The following is a 26,417-nucleotide window of genomic DNA, read 5'->3' as shown; positions in this document are numbered from 1 at the left end:
ATTTCTTTTTTTGATGGCTCGTATCCCCTTTTTTTGGCGTCAATCCCGACCTACCCCCTCGTTGAGGGTGGCCGCAATGCTGGTAGCGGCGGGCGTTGCTGGACTGGTGGTGGGCTGTCGAGAATCGGCCCCTGAATTTGACCACGACCGGGTGCGGGCGATGTCGCTGGAGATTTCTCGCGATGTGCCGACTGACGCGGCTTTGGAAGACGTCGCCGCAGTGGTGGATAAATTGTTTGGGACGCCCCAGTCGCCGCGATGGCCTCGACCTTGGATGACGCAGACTGCCGAGCGAGACCTGGTGTCGCTCGACCGCTTGGCCGTCGCGGCGGGCGGCGTGACGAGCGACCAGGAAAATTCGCACACGGGCCTGTATCAAGAACATTGCGTGATCTGTCACGGCATTTCTGGCAGTGGCACGGGAGCGGCCTCCCAGTTCCAAGTTCCCTACCCACGGGATTTCCGAGCTGGAACATTTAAATGGAAATCGACGGCAAGGTCGGAGAAACCCACTCGCGCTGACCTGGAACGTTTGCTTGTGACCGGTATTCCTGGCACGCCCATGCCCAGCTTCCGCCCCCTGTCATCGTCTGATCGAGAAGCACTGGTAGACTACATCATCTACCTGGCGGTACGCGGTGAAGTCGAGCGGGATCTGCTGGCTTTTGCCGTCGACATGCTCGAATACGACGAGGGACCACCGGCGGAGGAGCTCCGAATTCAAGTGCGGGATTCGTATGCGGGCATCGACGCCGCAGAATCGATCGATATCGACCAACTGAGCGAAGGCGAACAGGCAATTGCCGCCGTGATTAACGATGTGGTGGTGCGTTGGGTCAGCGCTCAATCCTCACCCGTCCCGCCACGACCGTCGCTCGAGGGCAAATCGCTGGCAGCGTCGGTCGCCCGTGGTCGCGAGCTCTTCAATGGTCCCATCGCTGGATGCGCCGGCTGCCATGGCAAAGACGGGATAGGCGGGTTGCCATCGCTCGATTACGACGACTGGACCAAAGAATACACGACACGGATTGGGATCACCCCCGATGACTCGGAGGCCGTCAAGCCGTTCCGCAAAGCAGGGGCATTGCCGCCGAGAAAGATCGAACCTCGTGTGTTAGCAGACGGGCTATTTCGAGGCGGCAGCGACCCGGAAACGCTCTATCGTCGCATCCACTTCGGCATCGCTGGAACGCCCATGCCGGGAATCGAAATTCATGATGACGCTCACGAAGCGACAGGGATCACGCCCAATGATGCGTGGGACTTGGTGAATTTCCTGGAAGACTTAGCGACGAAACAACAATAGGGTCGAGGAGGTCGCAGCGTCCACGAATATTTTGGCCCAACGCTGCACCCTCAGCCCCATCTCCTGAACCCTTTTTTTGAACCCTTGTAATGCGCGATACATTTCGAAGCGTCGGTGCGATCATCGGCCTGGTCTTAGGGCTGGCCCTGATGTGGATGTTGGGATGGGGCGGCATGGTGCCCGCAGCCATTTTCGGCGCCGGGGGGGCTGTGATCGGTGGTATGAGCGGTGAACGGATCGCCGATCGAGGAGGCCGCACCAAGTGACCGCTACAACTTCCGACTCCACCAACGCCTATAGCACGCCTGCTGATGATGGGGCGAGCACCGCATCGACTGCTTCACCCGCGCCCGTTTCACCCTGGCCACGGCGATTAGCATGCACGCTGGTCGTCCTCGTGTGGCCGTTGATCTGGGTAGGCGGCTTAGTGACCACCTACGACGCGGGTATGTCCGTTCCAGATTGGCCGGGAACGTACGGTTACAACCTGTTTCTGTACCCGCTTTCGACTTGGTTGTTGGGGCCATTCGATCTGTTCATCGAGCATGGTCATCGCTTGCTCGGAGCGATCGTCGGGTTCGTGGCCATCGGTTTCCTGATAGCGGCATGGCGTGGCGATCAGCGCCGCTGGGTCACGGTGCTGGCCGCGGGTGTGTTGCTGGCTGTGATCGGCCAGGGCGTCCTCGGCGGGATGCGAGTCACGATGAGCGCCCGCGTGCTGGCGATGGTGCATGGCTGTACGGGACCGCTGTTTTTTGCGTTATGCGTTGTGGCCGCATGCGTCACGGGCCGGCGCTGGCAACGGGACAGGGTGCTGGCCGCCGCAAACCACACCCAACAGGGGCAGATAACGGCAAATCCATCGACAGGCCTACCCGCCGATGCTCTCCGTTCGCCTTGGATGCTGTGGCCGACCCTACTGTTCGGGGTGGCCTACTTGCAGATTCTCCTGGGGGCACAATTACGGCACGCATTACCGACGTCGAGCCCGAGCATGTTTGCCCATACGGCGATGACCCACGTCGCCACAGGAATTTTCCTCTGGCTGCTGACGTGGGTTGCGTGGAGTGTGATGCGGGGGTGCGGCGATTTGACGCTTTCGCGTCCGGCGGCAGCCTTGGTATGCTTGGTGGCCGTGCAATTGTTGCTCGGTATGGGGACGTGGATCGTGAATTACGGCTACCCCTCTATTTTGGAATCGTTACCGGGCAGTGCATCGTACCGCTTGGCATCAAAGAATTTACTCGATGCGTGGATTGTGACGGGTCATGTAGCGACGGGGTCGCTGATTTTGGCTGTTTCGACTCTACTGGCGGTGCGACTGCGACGTCGCCGCTGGGTATTGACGCAATTGCCGCATTGACCAATCCGCTCGTCTGGCGTTTGATTCGAGCATGCTACCGACCCTGTCAGCTGGCAGCGAGCTGACGTTTTTTCTCCATTGAACTTTTCTCTTGACGGGGCCGCTCATGGCGACCGATTGCCGCGAATCGTCGACCGCTCTCTTGGATGAACCTCCCGTAATGCCCGACGATTCCCTGATGCCAGACGGGCCTGATATGGATGGGGATCCGGCAATGTCCGGGGAGCTCGCTCGATCAATCGACCCGGTAACGAGTCCCTCGGATGACATACCATCGATTGCGGTCTCATCATCAACAGCAAAAAAATCGAAGCGAACACGCGAGCCGACGCTGGTCGGTGACTTCGTCGAGCTGACAAAACCACGGATCGTGACGATGATACTCGTCACGACGGTGGCCTCGGCCTGGATCGGCATGGCGGCGCCGACGGGTGTCTCGCTGTCGCTGAGCGCTTGGCTGGTCCTGTTGATTGGCACGGGCTTGGTTGCCGGCAGTGCGGGAGCCGCCAACCAGGTATGGGAGCGGTGGATTGATCCGTTGATGCCGCGAACCGCGTCGCGTCCGCTGGCATCTCGGCGGATGCTACCCGCCACCGGAATCGCATTTACCGCAATCCTCGGTTTGCTCGGTACGGCTTTATTGGCGTGGCAGTTTGGTGCCGCCCCGGCATGGGTTGGCGTGGCGACTTGGGTTGTCTACGTGCTGATATACACACCGATGAAAACACGAACGGCTTGGAACACGACCGTCGGTGCTATCGCCGGTGCAATGCCCGTGTTCATGGGATACACCGCCGCCGGTGGCCTGATGACCGACTTGGCGGGATGGATGCTGTTCGGCGTGTTGGTTTGTTGGCAGTACCCGCACTTCATGGCCATCGCCTGGCTGTGCCGCCAGCAATACGCCGAGGCCGGTTTTAAGATGACCACAACGGTCGACCCAAGTGGCCGCAGCGCTGCCTGGCAAAGTATCGTCGGGGCGATCGCATTAGCGGTTTGCGGCGTGATCCTCTGCTTGGCTCCGGCGGGTGAGCTGATCCTGTCAGCAGCAAGCTTTACCACGTCGTTACTGGTGGTAGTTGCCAGCTGGCCCTTGCTCAAAGCGGCGCTGAGGTTTGCCCGTCAGCCGGATGACCTGCGTGCACGCAAAATGATGCGATGGTCGCTGGTTGTCCTTCCAGCGGTATTGCTCGTGATGACACTACGCATGATCGGATTGTGATCGCGATGGATGTGAACCCTCAAGGTCTTCCCACAGCTGCTGTGTCTGTTGTGGGCCTGAGCCATCGCTATGGTGAGACCCATGCACTCAACGACCTGGACGTGAGCGTCAGTGGCGGTGAGATGGTGGCCGTACTTGGCAAGAACGGCAGTGGCAAGACCACCTTGTTCCGCCTGCTGAGCACGTTGCTGCCGGTCCAACAAGGTCGCATCTCAATCGCTGGCGCCGACGTCAGTAGCGCGACCATGGCCGCACGCGGACGACTCGGCATCATATTCCAATCGCCCAGTTTGGATATCAAACTGACGGTGCTCGAAAACTTGCGTTGCCAGGGGGCTCTCTACGGTCTCTCGGGTGATCGCTTGCGCAATCGCTGCGACGAGTTGCTGAAGCAGTTTACGCTCGAAGATCGCCGCGACGAATTTTGCCAAACACTCTCGGGCGGACTGAAACGCCGTGTCGAGCTCGCCAAAGGGTTATTGCACCGACCGCCCGTGATGCTGCTCGACGAGCCGAGCACAGGTTTGGATCCGTCGGCGAGATTGGCTTTGTGGGATGCTTTGGAATCACTTTCCGCCGAGGGCGTGGCGGTGATGTTGACGACTCACTTGATGGACGAAGCCGCCAAAGCGTCCCGGGTCGTGCTGCTCGAAGAGGGCCGAAAGATCGCCGACGCGCCGCCCGCCGAACTGCAACGATCCGTGGGTGACCAAGTGCTGAGTATCGTCGCCGATGATCCATCGATCGCTGAGGTATACCTACGTGATGAGTTGCAACTCAAACCGCTGCGGATTGGCAGGACGCTGCGTTTAACGAGCGAGCAATCCGGCTCGCGCGGCCTCTCCGAGTTGCTCGGCCCCATCGCGGAGCGACTCGGCGACTCGGTGGAGTCCATTTCGATCGGTCGAGCGAGTCTTGAAGATGTCTTCGTCGCCAAGACCGGCAAGGCGTTCGTGGACGCCGGGTGAGCATCCCAGCAGGCGAACTGCGTGTTGTTAACCGCAAAGCGGTCCAAGACAGTAGCCTGCGGTCGCGTTAGCGCACCGCCGCCTACCATCTGCGATGCCTTCCTAATCAATAGGTAGCTAGCGGACAGGGCTAACGCCCTGGCTATCACGCCACTGCTGGCATTTCATTGCTGTTCGCTCGTCGCACACCCGCCTCTTCCATCTCACTGATGGCGCGGTCGCAGTCGCCTGGGCTCAGGTCCACGCCGCGACACCCGTCTTCGATTAAGTACGTGGTCAATCCCAACTTCGCGGCGTCGATCGCGGTCGCGCGGACGCAGTAGTCGGTGGCCAGGCCCATCACGTAGACGTCTTGGACGCCCACGCGTTGCAGGTAGTCCGCTAATCCCGTTGCCACGATGCCACCATTGTCATAAAAACCGCTGTAGCTGTCCCGCCTGCGATCGGTGCCCTTCGGGAATACTTTTGTGATCAGAGCGGATTGCAATCGGGTAGGGAATTCGCAACCGAGCGTTTTCGCCACGCAGTGAACCGGCCAGAGGACTTGAGGGAGCCCATCGAGATCGATGGAATCGCCCACCGATTTCCCCGCGTGCTCGCGTGCGAAGCTCAGATGGTCGGGCGGATGGCAATCTTGGGTCGCGGCGACGATGTCAAAACGCGGCATTAAACGGTTGGCGATCTCGATGACCTCATCGCCACGCGGTACCGCGAGCGCGCCGCCGGGTAGAAAGTCATTCTGTAGATCGACTAAAATCAATGCGTTCATGTCCGCTCCCGTGCTGCGTGGATCATGTCAGCTTTCAAATGAAACAATCCCTGCTCGAGTCCGACGGGATACTCGTGGGGATTCTCGAAACGCTGGACCGCCATCGGAGTCCGGCTCAGTTGATCCCGTACCCGATCACGGATCGCCTGCAGGCTCGGTGACTCACCAACGATTTCACCGTTGCGAAATACCGGCTGCAATAAATCAGTGTACGGCGTGTCCTTCGCAAAGGTCTTTTGACGGTGGTGATCGGCGGGGTCCACCATCGTGACGTCGTGGGATTGGTCCCACTTGGTCTGCTCATCAAAAATCATGTCACCTCGATGCTCCGATACGGGCCCCGATTCTCGCTCGAACCGTCGGACTTGCAAGATCCCCGGATTGCTCACCTTGATGGTCTGCTCGGACAGCTTGATGCGAGGTTGCCACGTCCCGTTCTCATCGCGAATCGCGCCGAGCTTGTAGACACCACCAAGGGCAGGTTGATCGAATGCAGTGGCCAGCTTGGTTCCGACGCCCCAGGTATCGATGCGTGCGCCCTGCCGTTTCAAACTGGTGATCAATCGCTCGTCGAGATCGTTGCTCGCGACAATGCTGGCGTCAGGAAAACCAGCCTCGTCAAGAATTTTCCTCGCCTCGATACTTAACCATGCGAGGTCACCTGAGTCCAATCGGATTCCCAGCATTTCGTGACCGGTCGCTCGCAATCGGTGGCCGACCTCGACCGCCTTGCGGACGCCCTCGAGCGTATCGTACGTATCGACGAGAAACACGCAGTTATTGGGCATGGCGTCGGCGTATAACTCGAATGCCTCACGCTCGCTCGCAAACGTCATCACCCAGCTATGGGCGTGCGTCCCGACGACAGGGATTCCGTACAAGCGACCTGCCATGACGTTCGACGTTGCTGCGCAACCACCGATGAAGGCGGCCCGTGAGGCCGACAACGCGCCATCGATCCCCTGCGCCCGACGTAAGCCGAACTCGATCACACGGTCCGCTGCGTGAGGCAAAAACACACCTGCCGCTGAACAAACACGAGCTGCTTTGGTGGCGACCAAGGTTTGAAAATTGATCAGATTCAATAGCGGCGTCTCGACGAGCTGGCACTGTAGGATTGGCCCTTGCACACGCACCAAAGGCTCGTGCGGATAGACAACAGTGCCCTCGGGAATCGCATCGACGTCGCATGTCCAATGCAGTTCGCCCAAATAATCGAGAAACGCATCCTCAAATAGCGGTTGATTATCAGCACCCGTGAGCGTTGCCAAATAACTCAGGTCCTGGCTGTCAAAGCGAAGCTGCTCAAGATACTCGACCGCCATCTGCAGTCCGCAGGCGATCGCATACCCGCCGTCAAAGGGATTCTTGCGGAAGAATAGGTGAAATACTGCTTCGCGTTCAGCTAATCCATTCTTCCAATAACCGTAGGCCATCGTGAGCTGGTATAGGTCGGTCAACAACGACAAGGACGGTCGATAGAGTTCGTTGAGTCGATGCATGTTGTGGGCGTCACTGAGCAGACAGAGAGAAATCAGTCCGTGAAAATAATGTTCACCTGAGTAGACGAGTCTCTCCGAGACTCGGAAGCGCGACCCGGAAGCGCGACCCGGAAGCGCGACCTGGACGAGAGGCTCCGATGCGAGAGACTCAGATGCGGGAGGCTCAGACGCGAGTCTCGGAGAGACTCGCCTACTCACTAGTCACGACAGTCTACCGAGATTTCGGTTCGCCGACCGGATCGGCTGCGTGGCAGCAAATTCGGTTTATCACGACACACTGCGACGCGTGCAATTTCCTTCACCCGCCAGTGCAATAAACTGCACACGATCCTCGATAGGGATCCTTGATGCTGGTAGAATGGCGAGAGTGCTGACAGCCCCCCAGGTGTTCCGATCCCGTGTTTCCCGCAATATTCGTCGTCGCGCGGGGCACGAACGCGTGAGCCGTGGATCAATTCCAGTGTGTTCGGCCCACGACGTGCTACCTTAGCATCGCAGCACCTGTACACAAGTCGCAAGGCGATCATGTTTGGGGTTCCATCAACCGCACCTTTCCGTTCTGCGACTCTGTAAAGCAGGAAACTGATGTGCGGGTGCTCAATCCGGGCTACATCGAATCTTTCCTGCCGACGGCCTGCCACCACGTCCTGCAATTCATTCATCGCTATGCCCCACCTCGATCCGTTTGGCGTCCTGATTGTTGACGACGAACCCAATATACGGTCCGGTCTTGCTCGCGGTCTGGCAGGGGATGCCGATCATGTCGAAACGGCTGCGAATGCATCGGAGGCGCTTGCTAAGATCGAGAAGGGCAACTTCCCACTCGTGATTGTCGATGTGAGGCTGAACTGCGAGATGACGGGAATCGATCTTCTTCAGAAAATAGTACACTCGCGTCCTCAGACTGCGGTGATCGTCATCACGGCACATGGCACCGTGGAGACGGCCGTGGAGGCGATGCGTGCGGGTGCGTTTGACTTTGTGCTCAAACCGCTCGATCTCAATCTTGTTCGTCAGCAGGTGCGGCGGGCGCGTGATCGTTTTGAATTGCAGATGGAGAACCAGCGGCTCCGCAGCCGTTTGGTTGATTCGGGTGAAATGTCCGAGATCGTCGCTGGCGGGACTGCGATGCAGGACGTGTTTCGACAGATTCGTCAGGTCGCCGCCACCGAAGCCACGGTCATGATCCATGGTGAAAGCGGGACGGGTAAGGAGCTGATCGCCCGCGCCCTTCATGAACTGAGCGATCGCAGCAACGGCCCCTTCATCGCCGTCAATCTCGGTGCGCTGCCTGAAACGTTACTCGAGAGCGAGTTATTCGGTCACGAAAAGGGATCCTTCAGCGGCGCCACGCGGCAGAAACCTGGTTGCTTTGAACAAGCGTGCTCAGGTACGCTGTTCCTCGATGAGGTTACGGAAATGTCAGCCAAGAGCCAGGTTGATTTGCTGCGAGTATTAGAGACCCGTGGTTTCACACGGGTCGGCGGCGAGGAGCTCCTGCACTCCGATGCCCGCGTTGTCTCAGCAACTAACCGTCCCGTCCAAGATCTGATCGACGATGGGACGTTTCGTGAAGACCTTTATTATCGGCTCAATGTCATCCCCATTGAGCTGCCGCCGCTGCGAGGTCGTCGGGAAGACATCCCATTGCTGGTGGAACACTTCCTCGAACACTTCTGCACTCGACATCGCCGTGAAATGAAACGACTGTCTCCCGAAGCGATGCAAACCATGATCACCGCAGCCTGGCCGGGAAACGTTCGACAACTTCGCAACGTGATCGAACGCATGGTCATTACAGCGGCCGGCGATGTGATTCACGAGAATGAATTGCCGCCGGAACTCCGCAAACCGGCCAGCGCCATCACGTCACCGAACAGCTCGGTCGTGCCATTAGCCGAAGCCGTGGAGGCGTGCGAGCGGCAAGCGATTACCGCGGCATTGGAGGCCTCTGGAATGCACCGTGAGAAAACCGCCAAGACGCTCGGGATCAGCGTTCGAACACTGCACTACAAAATGGGCCGATTCGGACTGCATTGATGATCGACACACCCGGTGGGCGTGGTGTTCGGCGGCTTGCCATCGGACTGGCGGTGCTCAGCTGTCTATCGTTCTTCACCACGGCCTGGATTTTTTCAGCCGTCAGTCGTGAACAGGAAATCGTCAGTCAGATTGTTAAGCACCTGCCCGAGAGTGATTCGGAGGTGGCTTCGGAGCTGAAGGGGGAACTCGTCCTGCAGCGCGGTCTCTTACTATTGCTCGTAATTGATTTCGTTGCCGCGGGCGTCGCTCTTGTTTTTGTCGTTCGCGCCTACCTGTCGAGTGAACAGTCCCTTGAGGACGTGAAGGTACTCTCCTCGGACATTCTTGCCAGCATGGATGCTGGGGTGATCACGACCGATCCCGATGGTGTTCTCACCAGCATCAATCCACGCGGCCAAATGCTGATCGGCTTGCCTCATTCTGAACACCCCCCGCACGACTCGGCAATCGGGCACAACATTAGTGAGATTGGGCATGAGCACGCGTCGCTCGAGGAAATTTTTGAAGAGAGCCGGAGGTTTGAACACCCGATTCGCGACCGTGACTACCGCATCACTCGAGACGGTCATACCCAGACTCTCCGGGCCGGATGCACGCGACTGCACAATCGAGCGGGCGACGAAATTGGATTTGTGCTGCAGGTCCGCGACGTTACGCAGAAAGCTCTCATTGAAGAGCGACTGCGGCGAATGGAACGCTACATGGGTCTCGGATCGCTGGCCGCCGGACTCCAACACGAGATCAAGAATCCGCTGGCAGCACTGGCGCTCCACATCCAACTGCTCTGCGAACGATTGGCCCAAGAGACAGACGATACCGAAATCAACGAGTCGCTGAATATTCTCAATACCGAGGTCAAACGCATCGGTGACGTACTCGACGGGTTCCGCAACTATGCGTCGATTAATGACATCGGGCGTTCTCCCGTCGACGTCGGTGAGTTGATCTCAAAGCTCGTGCGTCTACTCCGCCCGCACGCCGAAAAACAAAATGTAACGCTCAAGATGAGCGCACCAGAGCAGACGCTCGAATTGATTCAAGCTGATTCGGCACGCCTCGAGCAAGTCTTCCTGAACCTCGCTCTTAACGCGATTGCGGCGATGCCCAATGGCGGCACTTTGCAATTCCTCATCTCCGGCGAAGATGGTGGAATCCGCATCGATGTGATCGATACTGGACGGGGCATCCCCGCCGAGATTCAGTCCAAGATTTTTGACCCCTATTTCACGACACGGAGCGATGGTACCGGCATGGGATTGGCTCTGTGCGACAAAATCATTCGCCAGCACAACGGTAATCTCGATTTTGAAACCAGTCCCCAGGGCACAACCTTCACCGTGCAGCTCCGGTAGCTCACGATGAATTCAAATCTCGACACGTGACAGTCGCTGGCAGGAGTCTCCGAAACTCCGTTTGTCCCGCGTCCGAAATCAATCTCAGAAAACCGTTGAAAGCTCGAGCGATTCCAATGATGCTCGAGTGCCCATCGCGCCCCAAACCCCGTGGAGGGAGTTGTCGGAGCGGCCGCTTCGAAAACGATTCGGCCATCAGACGTTTCCACAACTTAACTACTTTGTGTTCTCGACAATGATGATATCGTCACAGAAATCGGGCCACTGCGTTGACCGCCACTGAGCCAGTTCCTCGCCGGAGACTTCAATCTCCAATTGCTCCACCCGATCCGCTGCCATCATCACGACTTGAGGCATCTCGACGTAGCGGCTGACGTTTAAAATATCCGGAGCGTTGCGATTACGGGCAGGCAAATCAATCAGCGTCAAATCAGCGATGTGATCCTCAAACAGCGATGCGTACAACGCCCATACAGCCGCGTCGCCTGTCGCGGTGAGACGGCGAGGGCGGCCGCGAAGTGCGTCGATCTCCGCCGTTGCCTGCAATGCTCGGCGCACGTCAAAGATCTGCATGGACGCGGCCGTTTGGCCCAATAGCATGAACCGCCGCCGGATGTGTCTTCGCGTCGTTTCGTCTGTCGACCACTGCGTGAGACCGACACCGCGAGGTGCCACAAACACATTCACCGCACCCGGCAACGACGCATGCAGAGACTTCCAGGCACTCTCATCTGCTTCGGCAACTGTCACGATTTTAGGGAACATAAACGCTAGCGCAGGGGCGACATCGTTCCAACTTTGCTGATCGAGCACGTTCACGTTAGCGGCAGCCTCGTCATCAACGGTGGAATCGGCTTGCAAACGTTCGACGACGAACATCGTCAAGTCATAGGGAGATTGCGACGCGTACTCAATCGCACGAACTCGGCAGGAATCACGCTGGGCGCTCGCGATGATGTTTACTCTGAGCGGCTCCGCATCGAGCGCGGGCCAACCGCGAAAGCACTTCTCACGAAGCGATTTCAGCCAACTCTCGCTCAATGTTTTGAATTTTGATTCGGATTGCGGCATCCCATCGCTCGAGGCGTGCGGCACAAAGGATTCCTGAATCGTGGTAACGCGTTCGTCTTCAGGTAATGCATCGAACACTTTTAACTCTGCCGTTTCGAAGTACGGCGTCGCTACTTTTTCGATCAGCGACTCATCGTTTTTTAAATAGCGATTAAACCAATGGAATGCGTGAACTCGTAGCTCCTGCGTATCGCGATGTGGGCCCTCGGTGATGTTCAGCCCTAACTTCGACTTGGCTCCATAAAGGTCATAGATCCGTTGCACTTGCGTGTACACGTCGACGCCACCATCAAGCGGAAAGATAGGGTCTTTATCTGAATTGGAAATCAGGAGCGGGCGGGGCGCCACTAACGCAGCGACCTTAGCGTAGTCCCAGCGATACGTGTTAACCATGAACATGCAGTCACAGTGGCCCTCGACGCATCCATCGACAACGTGATTCTTCAGATTCGTGATTCCTGCAACCGGCACCGCGACTTTGACACGCTCGTCCAAGGCTGCCACCCACCACGAATAGGCGCCACCGCCACTGCGACCGGTCACCCCGATGCGATCGCCATCGACTTCGGGGCGAGACTGCAGGTAGTCAATCGCGCGGATCGAATTCCATGCCTCCACGCCGGCCGGTGTGTAGCCTCGATTATTCCACCACCACATACCATATCGGTACGTGCCGTGGTGGACACCTTCGATTTCCCCCAGTTGAATCGTATCGATGACAAGGCAGACATAGCCATTGCGGGCGAACCATTCCCCGTGATGCTGGTAATGTGTCTTGTTGCCTACACTGACCCCATCAACTTCTTGACGACCGTGACCGCAAACATACAAGATCGCAGGGAGTGGTTCGGTCAGCTGGGTGGGCCGATATAAATTTGCGGTGACATATAATCCCGGCAATGACTGAAAGTGCAGCTTCTCTACGACGAACTCATCGCCAACCTCATCGCTTTGAAGTGTCCCGGTGACGACGGGATGGAGATCGGTTCGCTCTGGTGGCGGGTCTAGCCCCAACATTTCCCGCAGCTCGTCGCGATAGCCCGCTCGTTCTCGCTCCCAATCTTCGAGCGTTTCGATCCCAGCAAAAGTCGCATCGCTGAGCTTGGTCGTTTCGCTTGCGAAGTACTCTGCTACCAAATGATCGCCTCGTTGGGTGAGGGAATCTGTCTCCTCAGCCCGGCCAGATTGACTTTGAAAGAGCGTTAAAGCCAGGATTAAAATAATCTGACGATAGAACAAGGTGAACCTCAACGAGTTGGCGAACGGGAAGTTCACACCACCTTAACCGCTACTGACTCGACTGTGGGCACTGAGTTAAGAGCGGCAACGAGATCGGCGGCATTTTCGTCTTGTTTTGGGACGACACGGTAAGCAAGCTCGATCGCACCACCACGCCGGGCTGTCTCAGCAGACATGAGTTCATAACTCTCCGAGAAGCGTAGTAATTCAGACTCCCAACCTTCGCTGACACTGAGCCCCACTTTCAACGTTAGCCGCCAAGCCGACGGACGGGCCGTTCGTTTACTCACTTTCGAATCAGTCACTCGACTCTCTGACTGATCGAAATAGGTTGCCAGTCCAACGACCAGCAGCCCCAGACCGCTCACCCAATATTGGCCGGCGCCCACAGCCATTCCCACCACGACGGCGGCTAGCACAAATGCCACGTCACGCGTTTCGGGTACGGCCGTTCGGAAGCGGACGATGGATAACGCACCCACAAGACTGAACGCCCGGGCGATATTGTCACCAATGATCTGTGTCGCCATCGCGATCAGAATACTCATCAGCACGAGCGTCAGTGTCAAAGTATCGGCCGTGCCCGGCGGCTTTTTCCGTCGATCCATCCATGCGACGACGCAGCCGCAAAACCACGCCAACACCAGGCGCGTTGCGAGAACTTGCAGCGTCGGATCCACCTGGGTGGCGGTAACGTTATGGAACCACTCGGTCATTCTTGGGTTCCTGCAAATCGGCATCGAATGAGTCGATGCGGAGTGGTTGGTTGAACGTGAATCATGGGTTGTTTTTCCTAACAGGATTTATCGACGAGCATCCGGGTCTGCCTTCGCCACCTCGCCCTCTCAAAGAGCTGGGAAACGGTTCCGCTACTCACCCTGTTGCCCTCCGGACAGGAAACCGTCACCAAAAATCCAGAAATCAATGGCAAGACATCGATGGGCTAGCGATCGAACGGTTCCCCGACCAGTTCGTCCCACTTGACCCGTTGATCCGGTGTCAGGATCTGTAAGATCTGTGTGACCGTGTTTTGCGTCGCTAATCGCCGCGAGATATTGAATCGCCAATGCCCACGATCGTCATGGCCGGGACCTTGCTGTCGCGGACCATCGTAGCCACCACCCTCATGCCCCACGCCGCCAGGACCCACGCCGCCGGGACCCACGCCGCCGGGACCCACGCCGCCGGGACCCACGCCGCCGGGACCCACGCCGCCGGGACCCTCTCCGCCAGGACCAGGCCCTCCGCCGGGACCAGGCCCACCGCGACCAAAGCCATCTGGACCGCCACCGCGACCTCGTGGTCCGCCAAACCGCGGTGGACCACCGGCGCCGGGAGCCTCTGTTCCATCACCTCGCCCTGGCCGGGTGTCCTCGATAATGCGGTTGATGTCATCCCGTTGTTGACGGGTCAGCCCCAAGGCGGCCACCACCTCGGACGACGTGAACGTGAAAGGCAAGCGATCCTGCCGCATGATTTGACGAAGTCTCGTCATTTGCGACGTCGACATCTCGTTGGTGATGAACGCATTGAAATCCTGAGTCAGCTCAGTCATTTCGCTGTTTTCGGTCGTCAAGCTACCGACAAACTGATTCGCCAGCAGCCGACGTTGTTCATTAAACTCACCAAACGCCATCACAATCATATCGGCTTTTTCGGGATCGATCCCGATCTCTCGTTGGACTTGAGCATCGGCGAGGGCACGCAGTGGCGACATCCTTTCCAGAATCCGCAATTCTTCTACCATCTTTTCAACGCGAGTGGAGGTTGCCTCAAGCTCTTTCGCCAGCGTCGGGTCATCCTTCCGGTCGTGCAAAAAGTCTTGGTAGAACTCCAGGGATGCTTCCAGAAAACTACGGCGGACATCTTGCAAATCCGGACGGTAAGCCAGCTCGCTCTCACTGAGCCGGCTGAAAGTATCGACCGCACTGCGGGCTTGTTGGAAACTTCTCTGTGCCTGCAGCCGTTGCTGAGTTTCTCGCCCCAATGCAGCTGCTGTGCGTTGTTGCTCACGCCAAATCACGAGTGTGGTCACCAGCAATCCCAGCGTCGCCAGCAACAGAAAGCCGCTGGCCAGCGTAACCAAGCCGCTGTTGCGGCGACGCCACTTGCTCACACGCTCCCACACTGTCGGCGGCTTTGCTGCGATAGGTTTGTCGTCCAGCCAAGCTTGCAAATCATCCGCCAGACCGCCAGCAGTGGCGTACCGTTCGCTCGGAATCTTCGCAATCGCTTTGCGAACGATGGTGTCAAGTTCAATGGGAAGTCCCGGATCGATTGAGCGGGGACTCGGTGGGTCATGCAGCGCCACATTGTTGAGCATCTCGCGGTAGCCTTCTCCTGTGATCGCGGACTGCAACGTCAACAGCTCGTAGAGCGTCACCCCGAGCGAGTAGATATCCGTCCGGTGATCGAGTTCGTCACGATTACCGGCCGCCTGCTCGGGGCTCATGTACCGCAGTGTGCCCATGGGATCGCCCGTGCGCGTCAACTGCGTCGCCTCATTCTGGATCTGCGCCAGACCGAAGTCGGTTACCCATATTTTCCCAACCGAATCCAGCAATAAATTGGCGGGCTTGAGATCGCGATGGACCACGCCATATTGGTGAGCGTGCTCAATCGCCACAGCAGCTTGATGGGCCATCCGGACGACAGATCGATAGTACCGATGTCGGCCTGCGGTGCTTTCACTGAGGATCGTTGAATACCGCGCGATCGTGTCACTCGTATGCCTTGCATCAGGGTGCCTTGCATCAGGGTGCCTTGCATCAGGGTGCCTTGCATCATGGCCACGGCCTTCGCCTGCGGTCCTGCTCGGCGTGCGACGATTCTTCTGCGCAGCATCAACGGCCCCCGAATCCTCGCCCGCTCGCGCCCCGGGATGACTGCCATTGGCTAACCGCATTTTCTCAATCAACTCTGCCAGGGTGGTGCCGTCGATCATCTGCATCGCGTAATAGTGCACGCCACGATCGCTACCCACTGCGTACACCGGCACGATATTGGTGTGGTGAAGCGCTGCCGCCGCATGTGCCTCGTTACGAAAACGCTGCAATCTCACCTCGTTCAGGCCCGAGGCAAACGGCAGCACCTTCAATGCTACGTGACGCCCCAAGGACAGTTGGATCGCCTCGTAGACTACCCCCATGCCGCCCCGCCCGAGCTCGCCGACGATCTTGAAATCGCCAATGGGACGTGCTGTGAACTCTGCATCCGGCGCCACCATCGTCGCCACCGGCTTAGGTTGCTGGGCTCGATGAACGAGCGCCAGCCCTTCGAGTGACGGACGCAGTTCATCGGCGATTTCAGCATGCTGCTGCAAAAACTCGTCATGCGTAGGGGCATTCCCCTCATCGAGCAACCGCATGTAATCCTTCACCGCGGCTACCACACGTCCATCGTCGGTGTCGTCGACACTATTCATATTTCGCTCATCACTGCTTTTAACTTCGCCAAGCCACGCACCCACAACTTCTCAACGCTGTCAACGCTGCGCCCCATCGAGCTCGCAATCTCGGCAAACGGAAGCCCCTCGACGTGCCGCAACACGATCACCTGCCGATAGTCCTCCGGCAAATCTTCCAATGCACCGGCCAACTGTAACAACGCCTCATCTCTGGCAATGTTTTGACTTGGTGAGGTCACGTTGCCGGCGAGCTGTGACTGTAAAAACCCGGTCGCACTCGCCAAACTCTGATCCAATCGCTGTTCCAGTCGCGGATCACGCTTCTGAGTTCCCAAATATTTGCGGACATGCATCGCCAAAATATTACTGAGAATGCTACGCAACCACGCGGCAAACTCCTCCACAGACTCACCCCGAAACTCCGAAATGTTTCCATGAGCGGCCAGGCATACCTCTTGGACAATATCGGAGGGGTCCGCCTTGCCCTGCATATGGTTGTGAAGCCCCGCGCGAGCTAAAAACACCAAAAAGCGCCGATAGCTATCGAGCAATTCACCCAACGCGTCGCTGTCGCCCTCCCGCGCAGCATCGATCAATTGCGACAGGTGGTTCGCCGATGGCGAGTGCATTCCGGAATGAGAATTGTCTTTCAAAGCTTGGGCCACTGCCTATTAGGATCATGAGCGCTCACACGACCAGTTGCCAAAACGATCCACAACCGCCGCTGCCAATCGTAGTTTTAGCAGTTTTTCTGATTCGCGCTCGTGACGCGGCGACCGAGCAGATTTCGCCGGCATGGGTTGCCAAACGCTCATCGCGACCGCCTGGCGAGGGACGGCGATTTCAATGCGGAAGGTATTGACTCGATTAGCTCGTTCCCAGCCCGGCGTCTAACGCAGTGCACGATCTTTGCGCAGCGTGTTGCTGGCTCCGTAGCTTGAGACCATTGTCCCGAGCGTGCAAAAGAAATGTTCCGGATGGGACAAGGGTCCCATCGTACTTTCAATAAAACCGTTCACCGCGTGAGGACGGAAGAGTTGAGCATCCAGCCTTCCGCGAGATCTCTGGAGAGAGCCGTTCGGGCAACACCTCACAACAAATTCACTGGATCGATATCAATTAAAAACTCGATGTCTTCCTTCGGATCGGTTTTAAAATCGGCCAATGCGCGGCGAATCGTCTCGCCCACCACCGCCGCTTCGGTCGCCTGCAACAGCAGGTGAAAGCGGTACTTCCCACGCAGTCGCACGATCGGCGGTGGAGCGGGGCCCAGAATGCGGACTTCACTATTGAGCAAATCCCGCGCAGATTCCAATCTTGCCAGAATCGCATCGGCCACCGCTTCGGTTTTGTCTTCGATTGGACCGCGAATGATAATCCGAGCGACGCTGCCCAGCGGTGGATAGTTGAACTTCCGCCGATTGACCATCTCCTCCTCGACGAACCTCGTATAGTCGTGGCGCGATGCGGCTTGAATCGCGGGATGCTCGGGTGTGAACGTTTGCACGATCACGCGTCCACCTCGGTCTCCCCGTCCCGTCCGCCCCGCGACCTGGGTGACGAGTTGGAATGTCCGCTCGGCGGCGCGAAAGTCTGGGAAATGCAACGCTGAATCCGCATTGATCACCCCGACCAACAACACGTTGGGAAAATCGAGACCTTTGGCGATCATCTGCGTGCCGAGCAGAATGTCGATTTCGCCGCTGCGAAACTCAGAGAGTACACGTTGATGGCTGCCTGGACGCTTCATCGTGTCACTATCCATGCGAGCGATGTTCGCGTTAGGAAATTTGGCTTTGGTCTCAACTTCGAGTTTCTGAGTTCCCAAACCGCCATAGCGAATCCCGTCGAACCGGCACGCGGGGCACCAGGGCGGCGTCGCAATGGTGTAATCGCAGTAATGACACATCGCTTTGCCGCCATCACGGTGATGCGTTAACGGCATATCGCAGTCGGGACAGGCGACGACATGACCGCAGGCGGGGCACTGGATCGTGGTGGCGAACCCACGTCGATTGAGCAACAGGATCGCTTGCCCTTTTTCGCGCAGGGTGTCATCCACTGCCTGCTTGAGCGGTCGACTGATCGCGCCGCCACCGCCGCGTTCGTCGCGAACTCGCAAATCGACGAGCTGCACGTCAGGCATCGGCCGATTGGCTACGCGGTCCGGCATCGAAATCAGCTCTGCATGGCCTGTCTGAGCCGCATGCCAAGCCTCCATCGAAGGCGTCGCGGAACCGAGCAGTAGCGGCACACCGAGCGACATGGCGCGAGCGTGAGCGACTTTCCGCGCGTGGTAGCGGGGCTGCGAGTCCTGCTTGAACGACGTATCGTGCTCTTCATCGAGTACGATCAATCCGAGATTCGGCAGCGGTGCGAAGACAGCGCTGCGCGGTCCGATAACGACCTGCACCTCACCACGCCGAATCCGCTGCCAATGAAAATGTCGCTCCGACGGTGACATTTGAGAGTGCAGCACAGCGACGGATTCGAATCGACTCTCGAAACGTCCTCGCGTTTGCGGCGTGAGGCTAATTTCAGGCACCATCACAATCGCCGATCCAGCCTGCGAAACCACGTGCTCGATCGCTTTGATGTAAACCTCCGTCTTGCCACTGCCGGTTACCCCGTGCAATAGCAGCGTCCGTCCTCGGCCGCTATCGACGGCTGCATTGATTCGCTCCAGCGCAGCGGATTGTTGTTCAGTGAGGTCGTGACTCTGATCGGTCTCTCCATCATTCCGCTGCGCCAAAATACGAATTCCCGAATGCATCTCACGTCGCACTTCGGGCACGATCATGCCCTTCTTTTTCAGCCGCCTGATCGGGTCCTCGGTACACTCCGCTCCCACGGCGAGTTCAGCTGCTGTCATCGCTCGGCCTGACGAGATCAGCAACCGCATCGCCACCTGCTGCTTTGCGGGTAGCTTTTCGATCTCGGCGTCGGAGAGATGCTTCGCGGGCGTGAAGTAGGTGGTGTTTTTCGTCCCGGCTCCCGAGCGGACGCTCGACGGGATCAGCGTGTCAAAGACCTGGCCGGCGGGCACTTGGTAGTAATGACTCATCCACATTACCAGCCGCACCAGCGCCGAATCACATAGCGGTGCGTCGTCGAGACACTCGGCCACATCGCGAAGCTTGCGATGCAGGGCCGTGCCCTGCTTAACCGCAACGCACCACCCCGGTGTCGACTTTTTGCGATGCCCCAGCGGCACGGCGACCCGCATGCCTGGCTTGAGCTCGTCCAGCATCGCGTCGGGGATGCGGTAGTCATACGGCCCGTGGGGCGAGCGGGCGAAGACGATCGACGCCAGCATCACGTCGTCTTGGATCGCCAATTCCCAGGGTGGCGGATCGGTCTCAAATAGCTCCACCTGCGCCGCATCCTCCCGCTCGGGCGGCGTTGCCGAACTCTTCCCCAATTTCGCCAACTCTGGCAGCAGCTCCCCCAAATCAGCCAACTCGCCAAGATCGTCCAGCGAGCTGTGTTTCTCAGGATCGTCGCCGGGCGAGTTGGAGGACGTGTTGAAAGGCTGGGAGGGCGACACGGGCGATCCAGGCGAGCGGCAGTCTGCCGGCGGAGAAATGACAAGCGGTTCGGAACCCAGATCATCCGGCAGGACCGGCAGCGAATCAAGTGTTGACATGACAGAACTCCGCGAAACGAGAAAACGTGGCCTGGAATCAGTATCGCGGCGGCAGATGACACCTTTGGTCACAACCCTTCGCCAGGGCAGTGCGGCACCACGGGTGAATGGCCTGGACAAAGTGAGCCAAGACCTGTGCCAAAACACGCCAGGGCGATTCACGCCACGGTAGGTTTTTCCACTCAAGCTCGCGTGACTGACGCAGGCGAAAGGCAGCAAAAATTCACGGGTTGCCAAAAACCGGGTCGGCAGACCATACTTCCGGGCCAAACTGGCACATTTCAAATCCCCCACTCTCCACCCACGCCCGCATTTCGATGGCAAAAAGCAAGAAAAAAGCCGAGACTGTCTTCCTGGTCTGCGAAGAAACCGGCCACTACAACTACACAATCCAACGGAAACCCGGCGGTGAAAAACTGCGGTTGAAGAAGTACAACCCCCACGTCCGTAAGCACACCTGGCACCTCGAAAAGAAGAAATAGGCTGCCGGCATGAAGCGGCAATGGCGGATCACTCCGCACGACGCACCGTTGGTCGAGCAATTGATTCGCACGTCGGGACTCGCTCCTGTCGTCGCTCAATTGTTGGTCAGCCGCGGCGTGTACTCGTCCGACGATGCCGCCGCTTTTCTGGAGACAAAGCTCACCAATCTTCGCGACCCGCAAGAATTGCCGGGCATCCCCGAGGCAACAGCCCTGTTGCTGGCGGCGATCGATGCCCAGACACCGATTGTGATCTACGGGGACTACGACGCCGACGGCATGACGGCGGCCGCGATCATGGTCAACGCCCTGCGTCTGCTCGGTGCCGACGTGAGCTACTACGTTCCCAATCGGCTCGAAGAAGGCTATGGGCTCAACGAAGACGCGATCCGCACACTGCACACCCGTGGCAAACAGATCGTGGTTTCCGTCGATTGCGGGATCGCCAGCATCGGTTGTGCGCGGCTCTGCCGCGAGCTCGGCCTGACTCTGATTGTCACCGATCACCACCAAATGGGCGACGAATTACCCGACGCCGCCGCCATCGTCCACCCCCGCTTGCCGGGCACAGCCTACCCTTTCGGCGAACTCTGTGGTGCCGGCGTGGCTTTCAAGTTAGCGTGGTCATTGTGCCAAGCCAAAGCGGGCCAGAAAAAAGTGACGCCGCCGATGAAGCGATTGCTGATGCAATCGCTCGCCCTCGCCGCGATCGGCACGATCGCTGACGTGGTGCCGCTGATCGACGAAAATCGAGTGCTGGTCAACCATGGCTTGAAAACCCTGCAGACCGACCCGCTGCCGGGGCTGGCCGAATTGATGAAGTTGACCAAGCTCGACCAAGTCTCTGAGCTGACGACTGAAAGTGTGTCGTTCACGCTCGCCCCACGCCTCAATGCCGCTGGCCGGCTCGGCCAAGCCCAGCTGGGGATCGAGCTAATGACCATCGAGGCCGGTGAACGAGCACGCATGCTGGCTGAGTACATCGACGGGCTCAATGGTACCCGAGACACGCTGCAGCGGAGCGTTCAACTCGCCGCGCAAAAGCAGATCAAGGAACAGTTTGATGCCGAGTCTGACGCCGCGCTGGTACTCGGCGGCGTCGGCTGGCACGCCGGTGTGATCGGTGTTGTCGCCGGGCGGCTGGCCGAACAGTATGCCAAACCGGTGATCATCCTGTCGCTCGACCAAGCCGGCAAAAACGACGCTGTCGGCTCAGGACGCGTCGGCGGGACAGGTATTAATCTGTTCGAAGCCTTGCAGGAGTGCGAAAACCGACTTGTGCGTTTCGGCGGGCATCCCGCCGCAGGTGGCTTGACGATCACGGAATCGGAGATCGAAGCGTTTCGTGGCGACTTCTGTGAGGCGGTCGCCCGACAGTGGGCAGAACAGGAGATCGAACCGGCGATCCAGATCGATGCCGAAGCACCGCTGGGTCAGTTGAATCTGCACATCATGAGTCAAATCGAAACGATGGCGCCCTTCGGTGCCGGCAATCCACGACCTGTCCTGATGGGCCGCGGCATCGAACTGGCCGAACCCGCCAAGAAGATGGGCAAGAGCGAGCGACATCTCTCCGTGCGACTCAAACAAGGCGACAAAGTCATTCGGGGCGTCGCATTTGGTGCCGCCGATTGGTGCGATCCACTCAACGACTGCACCGGACCCATCGAGATCGCCTACCGCCCCGTCATCAACGAGTTCCGCGGCTATAAAAGCGTCGAGATCCACCTCGTCGATTGGCGAGAGCAGGCCGTCGCTGGCGTGTAGAATGGGACCATTGTCCCGTCCAAAACACCGATGCGTTGCACTGTCAACAAACGGCACTATTGAAACCATGGTCCGCAGCGATCAACTCGCCCAGACCGTTGCGGTCGGCTACTCAACTTTCACAAATTGAGCCCAGTTTGCGAGGTCACCGAGATCGTCGCTGGGGACGCGAGATCATCGCGTGGGACGTGGAACGCGCGGACCAATGGGTGAAATCGACGATCAAGTCGTCTTTGGTCGCCGCAGCTGGATTCATTTTTCGCAACTCCCCGCGAATCAATTCGATGCGACGCCGTAAAGGGTCACACGCACCCCGCTCGCCCGTAGTCCCCGGCGGTTGGCTGAAGGAAGGTGCTTATCATCCGATTGGATACGTATAAGACGGCAGACCCGATTTGCTTGGGTCTAGCCAGGTGAGCAGGGGCGTCCAATCGCGACACCGTCGCACTCCCTCCCGCATCGTCGCCAACCGGCTCCGCCCGCCTGAGCTAATCGGGAGCTCCGTTTTCGCTACAGGCGGACCGTAGGTCGACAATTTTTTCAACCTCGCGCCACACCGACGTCCGGCCAGGCTCTGGGAAGCTACACACTTCCCCTCCTTTCAGCCCCGCAGGTCAACGGCCATGGCTACCGATGCACCACCAAGCGATCTCGCTCCACCACCGCCTCAACGCACGCAGCGGACGAGGTCAGTAGTTGAGCGACTGATGGATAGTTTTCTGCAGGAATCGAGTATCCAGTGGATGCTGGTTATTGGGGCAGCCATCATCTCGGCCTCCTCCCTGATGCTGGTCACGCGACAATGGGCGAGCCTACCGGTGACGCTGAAGTTTTTAACCATTCTCGGTTACACCGCGGGCATTTTTGGGGCGGCGGAGTATTGCGGGCGGCGGATGCGACTCCATTCAACCGCGCAAGTACTCCGGTGTTTGACACTGATCCTGATTCCGATCGGATTTCTGTCTCTGGCGTGGTTAGCCGGCGACACGCTTTCATGGAGCAACTCGGCATTGACCCTGCTGCTGCTCGTGCCGGCGACGGGCTTCATGCTATTTGCTGGCGATCGCATTTTTTCACATTGGCTGCACGGACGGCAAGCTGCCTTCGTCGCTGCCTACATGCTGCTGTGTCTGGCTGGGGCGATGCCAGTGATCAACACCACATGGCTCGCCGTGTTGTTCTCAGTTGGTTTCTGGTTGGTGATGACAATCGGGGTTGTGCGAGTCAATCGTCATGTTTTTTGGCTAACCGAAGAGCATAACTTGCCGCGCGTATTCGGGTTTCTGCCGATCGCCATCTTGGCGACACAGTGCGTCGTTTTGCTAGTTACGAAAACGATCGAAGCCGTGCCACTGCATTGGCTTGGTTTGGGTCTCGTGATGCTGGCGAGCACTGTATTGATGACGACCAAGACGATCGCAGATGTATTTCGCCAACGCACCGGCGACCTCGTCCGTCCATTGCCCTGGTCAATTGTCGCGCCATTATTGACCGGACTCATGCTGACTGCAGTCGGCGTGCTGTTTTCATTCCATGGATTCTCCTTCACAGGTGCCGCGACGCGAGCAGTCGTCCCTACCACCATCATCGCCGCAGGCCTGATGCTCACGATCGGTCGCGACACACGGCATCGTGGATTCGTCTGGATCGGCTTGATCTTGGTGGCGATCGCCTACCAATCACTTCCAACGCTGTGTGGAGATCTCGTGAGCACGCTCAAGGCGGGTGCGGCATCCGCTGTTCAGGAAGACCGCTTGCCGGTCGCCTTCTACGGACTTACCTATCTCCCGCTCCTCGCTGGCTTCGCAGTGGCGAGCCGGTGGCTGGGCCGTCACGAACACAGCGAATTCCAGGTGCCGCTCAAACAGTTTGTCAGCGGTGTGTCAGCGTTCTTAGTACTGCTTTCGCTGATGAATCTAAAAGCGGCGTTTATCGTCAGCGCCGCCAGCACATTTGCTTTCGTCTTCTACAGCGTCATCTTCCGCGACCGCCGCTTTATGCTCGCGGCCACGGGCTGCCTCGTCTTAGCAGTCGCCACGTGGCTGCCCTTTGCAGATGCCATGGACATGTTCCACGCAGATCTACGGTGGTCGCTGATCGGCCTGAGCCTGCTCGGGCTAGCCTTCAGCAGCCTCCCGATGCTCGATCGCTTTCTCAGCACGTCGCTGTTCGATCACCGTGACCCTGTGAATTGGTTCTGCGTGACCGGGCAAGCCATCACGATCTCGATCAGCGTGGCCTGGGTAGGCAGCATCTTGACTCGAAACCACCTGCCAGCCCTACCTGTGTTCGATGGGTTGGACTGGATCGTCATGGCGGTCGTCACCGTGTCTCTCGCCCGACTCACCCTTCGGCTACAGAACTACCTCAGTGGAATCTGGATGTGGCTCATCATCCTCAGCTCGGTGGGGCTGCAGGTCGCCCACAACGCACGAGCCGACGAGTTGTTGCTATCTATATTTTCAATTGGCATGGGAGTCGTGTCACTGGTCGCCCACACCGTCCTGCGTGCCTGGCAAATCGATGCTTCATCAAAACGCTTCTTGGAATACCACACAAAGAGTCGAAACTTTCGTTGCCCAACTCGTATCGCGGCGTTGTTGCTACCCCTGGCCGACCTGACGCTGGCGCTATTCGTTCTGGCGGCAGCGTTCGCTTACGTTCCGGCCCTATTGTGGGCGACGCTCACACTGAACGTTTCCAGCTTACCTGCCGGCTGGGCAATCGTTGTCGCCATCATCGTCGCCAACGCGATCCTGTTTCGCAGCCCACTGGCGACGACAACGGCATTGCTGATTGGCCCTGTCGCAGCGGGAGTCAGCATTGGTGTGCTGATGCCCACTTGGTTCAGCTATGAGGCCTTGCCGCTCGCCTACGCGGTGAGCTCGGCAGCGATGCTCACCGTCGCGGTACGCGGCAACCGCCTCGGTCAACCGCTGGTGATCGGCATCAGTTCCATGTGGCTAGCGATGATCGCTCCGCTGGCAATTCTGTATGTGTCGCCGCTGGTACTCGCCAGCTCCGCGGTCGCGATTCTCACGCTGTTGACGGTCCATCGCCGCTTTGCCCATGACCTGGCGAAACACCACACCGGACTAGCGATACTAGGCAGCATTCAACTCATCCAGTCGGCCTCCATGCTGGCCGGTTTCGGCGGGTTCATCGTGACGCTTCCCACCAGCGAGTTGATCGTGCCGGCCTGCGTATGGATGCTGGCCGCCACCGTCGCCGCCGGAATCGCCTTTGAGTACTGTGAATCAAAGTTAGATGCCACGGTGAGTCGACTTTGGAGCCTCGCTTTGCGGGCGTTGGCACTGCTTTTCTTTGTGGTTTGCTTGGCTTCGGTTGGGTTTGCCGGATATGAGCGAGCCATCATCGTCACATCACTTCTCGTTGCCCTATGTGCCGAGTGCCATGCCGCTCTGCGTCGGCAGCTAGAGGAGCATGTATGGGCCATGTGCGCAGTGGCTGCCTTGCTGGTGGCATGGTTTCATTGGCACCAGCAGATCCCTGTACCCCATCTCCTGCTGCGAATACTGTGCGTTTCCGCTGGGGCGGGCCTGTTGGTGTTCGCTCGGCGGGCAACCGGCCATGCAAGCTTGAACGTATATGCACGCACCGCCACTGTCGTCGGTCTTGTGCTGCCCCTGTTCGCAGCGTTGTGGAGCCTGTTTGACTTTGCCTACGGCCCCACAGAGTTACTGATCATCTTCGCCGCAGCGGCAATTTGGTTTGCCTACGGACGAGTGAACGCCAGCCGAAGGTATGTCGTGGGTGCCGCGGCGATGCTGAACTTTGGTATTTGCACTCTGCTTGCATCCTGGTCGCTGACCGATCCCCAAATGTATCTCATACCTATTGGATTGACCGTGATTGGCTTGGTCGAACTCTTACGAGTCGACATTCCACAGTCCGCTCATGATCCGCTGCGGTATCTCGGTGGCTTAGCGATTTTGGTGTCACCGTGTTTCGAGATCCTCGGTGGCAGCTGGCTGCACATTGTCTCACTCATGATTCTGTCCGTTTTCGTAATTTTGCTCGCAATCGGAATGCGATTACGGGCACTCATTCATGTAGGTGCGGCGTTCCTGTGCGTCGACTTGGTCGCGATGGTGATCCGATCCTCGATCGATCACCCGGGCATGCTGTGGGTGACTGGATTGGTCATCGGCGCATCGGTGATCGCGATCGGTGCGGCCTGCGAGCACTACCGAGAGAGCCTGCTCAGCCGGATCCGGATCCTCAGCGATGAATTGTCGACCTGGCAATAAGTATTGATAT

Annotated in this window: 17 protein-coding genes; 10 read left to right on the top strand and 7 right to left on the bottom strand. The window is 58.3% G+C overall.

Going from position 1 to position 26,417, the window contains the following annotated elements; all coding sequences use genetic code 11:
- Positions 1-13 precede the first annotated feature (13 nt).
- From Poly21_RS22670 to Poly21_RS22655, 5 genes are all read left to right on the top strand, one after another.
- A complete protein-coding gene (locus Poly21_RS22670) occupies positions 14-1,306 on the top strand; it encodes a cytochrome c (RefSeq protein WP_146409300.1) in 1,293 nt (430 codons plus the stop codon).
- An 89-nt stretch (positions 1,307-1,395) separates the two neighbouring features.
- Positions 1,396-1,572: a hypothetical protein gene (locus tag Poly21_RS27850; protein ID WP_302120232.1), complete on the top strand. Its 177-nt coding sequence runs from the start codon at positions 1,396-1,398 to the stop codon at positions 1,570-1,572.
- Positions 1,569-2,669, top strand: a complete 1,101-nt coding sequence (locus tag Poly21_RS22665) for a COX15/CtaA family protein (RefSeq protein WP_302120231.1) — start codon at positions 1,569-1,571, stop codon at positions 2,667-2,669. Before Poly21_RS27850 ends, Poly21_RS22665 begins: the two co-directional genes overlap by 4 nt.
- A gap of 160 nt (positions 2,670-2,829) precedes the next feature.
- Complete coding sequence (locus tag Poly21_RS22660) at positions 2,830-3,891, top strand: protoheme IX farnesyltransferase (RefSeq protein ID WP_302120229.1); 1,062 nt, start codon at positions 2,830-2,832, stop codon at positions 3,889-3,891.
- A gap of 5 nt (positions 3,892-3,896) precedes the next feature.
- Positions 3,897-4,859, top strand: a complete 963-nt coding sequence (locus Poly21_RS22655; protein WP_146409298.1) for an ABC transporter ATP-binding protein — start codon at positions 3,897-3,899, stop codon at positions 4,857-4,859.
- Positions 4,860-5,004: 145 nt separating this feature from the next.
- Here the strand turns inward: Poly21_RS22655 and pncA are convergent, their stop codons facing one another.
- Positions 5,005-5,628 (bottom strand): bifunctional nicotinamidase/pyrazinamidase, encoded by a 624-nt coding sequence (gene pncA / locus Poly21_RS22650; protein WP_146409297.1) that lies wholly within the window; start codon positions 5,626-5,628, stop codon positions 5,005-5,007.
- Positions 5,625-7,130 carry a nicotinate phosphoribosyltransferase gene (locus Poly21_RS22645; protein ID WP_146409296.1) on the bottom strand — a complete coding sequence of 502 codons (1,506 nt, stop codon included), beginning with the start codon at positions 7,128-7,130 and terminating at the stop codon, positions 5,625-5,627. Before Poly21_RS22645 ends, pncA begins: the two co-directional genes overlap by 4 nt.
- Before the next feature lie 666 nt (positions 7,131-7,796).
- On the opposite strand from Poly21_RS22645, the gene Poly21_RS22640 reads away from it, so the two are divergent.
- Entirely contained in the window at positions 7,797-9,170 is a 1,374-nt protein-coding gene (locus Poly21_RS22640) for a sigma-54-dependent transcriptional regulator (protein WP_146409295.1), read from the top strand.
- Positions 9,170-10,525, top strand: a complete 1,356-nt coding sequence (locus tag Poly21_RS22635) for a two-component system sensor histidine kinase NtrB (protein ID WP_146409294.1) — start codon at positions 9,170-9,172, stop codon at positions 10,523-10,525. The genes Poly21_RS22640 and Poly21_RS22635 overlap by 1 nt, the downstream gene beginning before the upstream one ends.
- A 216-nt stretch (positions 10,526-10,741) precedes the next feature.
- Here Poly21_RS22635 and Poly21_RS22630 read toward each other — a convergent pair whose 3' ends face one another.
- The 5 genes from Poly21_RS22630 to priA form a co-directional block, all read right to left on the bottom strand.
- Entirely contained in the window at positions 10,742-12,871 is a 2,130-nt protein-coding gene (locus Poly21_RS22630; RefSeq protein WP_302120225.1) for an alpha/beta hydrolase family protein, read from the bottom strand.
- A complete protein-coding gene (locus Poly21_RS22625) occupies positions 12,868-13,551 on the bottom strand; it encodes a DUF4956 domain-containing protein (RefSeq protein WP_146409293.1) in 684 nt (227 codons plus the stop codon). Before Poly21_RS22625 ends, Poly21_RS22630 begins: the two co-directional genes overlap by 4 nt.
- Before the next feature lie 227 nt (positions 13,552-13,778).
- Entirely contained in the window at positions 13,779-16,259 is a 2,481-nt protein-coding gene (locus tag Poly21_RS22620; protein ID WP_146409292.1) for a serine/threonine protein kinase, read from the bottom strand.
- Positions 16,256-16,906: a sigma-70 family RNA polymerase sigma factor gene (locus Poly21_RS22615; protein WP_302120223.1), complete on the bottom strand. Its 651-nt coding sequence runs from the start codon at positions 16,904-16,906 to the stop codon at positions 16,256-16,258. Before Poly21_RS22615 ends, Poly21_RS22620 begins: the two co-directional genes overlap by 4 nt.
- Before the next feature lie 425 nt (positions 16,907-17,331).
- On the bottom strand, positions 17,332-19,887 hold the full coding sequence (priA, locus tag Poly21_RS22610; protein WP_146409291.1) for a replication restart helicase PriA: 2,556 nt from the start codon (positions 19,885-19,887) through the stop codon (positions 17,332-17,334).
- Between the two features lie 317 nt (positions 19,888-20,204).
- Between priA and rpmG the strand changes: the two genes are divergently transcribed.
- The 3 genes from rpmG to Poly21_RS22595 all read left to right on the top strand — a co-directional run bounded on the left by rpmG (position 20,205) and on the right by Poly21_RS22595 (position 26,407).
- Positions 20,205-20,369 carry a 50S ribosomal protein L33 gene (rpmG, locus tag Poly21_RS22605; protein ID WP_146409290.1) on the top strand — a complete coding sequence of 55 codons (165 nt, stop codon included), beginning with the start codon at positions 20,205-20,207 and terminating at the stop codon, positions 20,367-20,369.
- A 9-nt stretch (positions 20,370-20,378) separates the two neighbouring features.
- Complete coding sequence (gene recJ / locus Poly21_RS22600) at positions 20,379-22,136, top strand: single-stranded-DNA-specific exonuclease RecJ (RefSeq protein WP_146409289.1); 1,758 nt, start codon at positions 20,379-20,381, stop codon at positions 22,134-22,136.
- A gap of 623 nt (positions 22,137-22,759) precedes the next feature.
- Entirely contained in the window at positions 22,760-26,407 is a 3,648-nt protein-coding gene (locus tag Poly21_RS22595; RefSeq protein WP_146409288.1) for a DUF2157 domain-containing protein, read from the top strand.
- The last annotated feature ends 10 nt before the right edge of the window (positions 26,408-26,417 follow it).

Origin of the sequence: Allorhodopirellula heiligendammensis, assembly GCF_007860105.1 — a bacterium.
Classification (GTDB): domain Bacteria; phylum Planctomycetota; class Planctomycetia; order Pirellulales; family Pirellulaceae; genus Rhodopirellula; species Rhodopirellula heiligendammensis.
Note: the sequence above shows the minus strand (reverse complement) of the source record. Positions and strands in the feature narration are given on the sequence as shown.

Bases quoted from the DNA above. Each gene is read 5' to 3' on its own strand.
- Poly21_RS22670 (WP_146409300.1), top strand. From the start codon at position 14: ATGGCTCGTATCCCCTTTTTTTGGCGTCAATCCCGACCTACCCCCTCG.
- Poly21_RS27850 (WP_302120232.1), top strand. From the start codon at position 1,396: ATGCGCGATACATTTCGAAGCGTCGGTGCGATCATCGGCCTGGTCTTA.
- Poly21_RS22660 (WP_302120229.1), top strand. From the start codon at position 2,830: ATGCCCGACGATTCCCTGATGCCAGACGGGCCTGATATGGATGGGGAT.
- Poly21_RS22655 (WP_146409298.1), top strand. From the start codon at position 3,897: ATGGATGTGAACCCTCAAGGTCTTCCCACAGCTGCTGTGTCTGTTGTG.
- pncA (WP_146409297.1), bottom strand. From the start codon at position 5,628: ATGAACGCATTGATTTTAGTCGATCTACAGAATGACTTTCTACCCGGC.
- Poly21_RS22645 (WP_146409296.1), bottom strand. From the start codon at position 7,130: ATGCATCGACTCAACGAACTCTATCGACCGTCCTTGTCGTTGTTGACC.
- Poly21_RS22640 (WP_146409295.1), top strand. From the start codon at position 7,797: ATGCCCCACCTCGATCCGTTTGGCGTCCTGATTGTTGACGACGAACCC.
- Poly21_RS22635 (WP_146409294.1), top strand. From the start codon at position 9,170: ATGATCGACACACCCGGTGGGCGTGGTGTTCGGCGGCTTGCCATCGGA.
- Poly21_RS22625 (WP_146409293.1), bottom strand. From the start codon at position 13,551: ATGACCGAGTGGTTCCATAACGTTACCGCCACCCAGGTGGATCCGACG.
- Poly21_RS22620 (WP_146409292.1), bottom strand. From the start codon at position 16,259: ATGAATAGTGTCGACGACACCGACGATGGACGTGTGGTAGCCGCGGTG.
- priA (WP_146409291.1), bottom strand. From the start codon at position 19,887: ATGTCAACACTTGATTCGCTGCCGGTCCTGCCGGATGATCTGGGTTCC.
- rpmG (WP_146409290.1), top strand. From the start codon at position 20,205: ATGGCAAAAAGCAAGAAAAAAGCCGAGACTGTCTTCCTGGTCTGCGAA.
- recJ (WP_146409289.1), top strand. From the start codon at position 20,379: ATGAAGCGGCAATGGCGGATCACTCCGCACGACGCACCGTTGGTCGAG.
- Poly21_RS22595 (WP_146409288.1), top strand. From the start codon at position 22,760: ATGGCTACCGATGCACCACCAAGCGATCTCGCTCCACCACCGCCTCAA.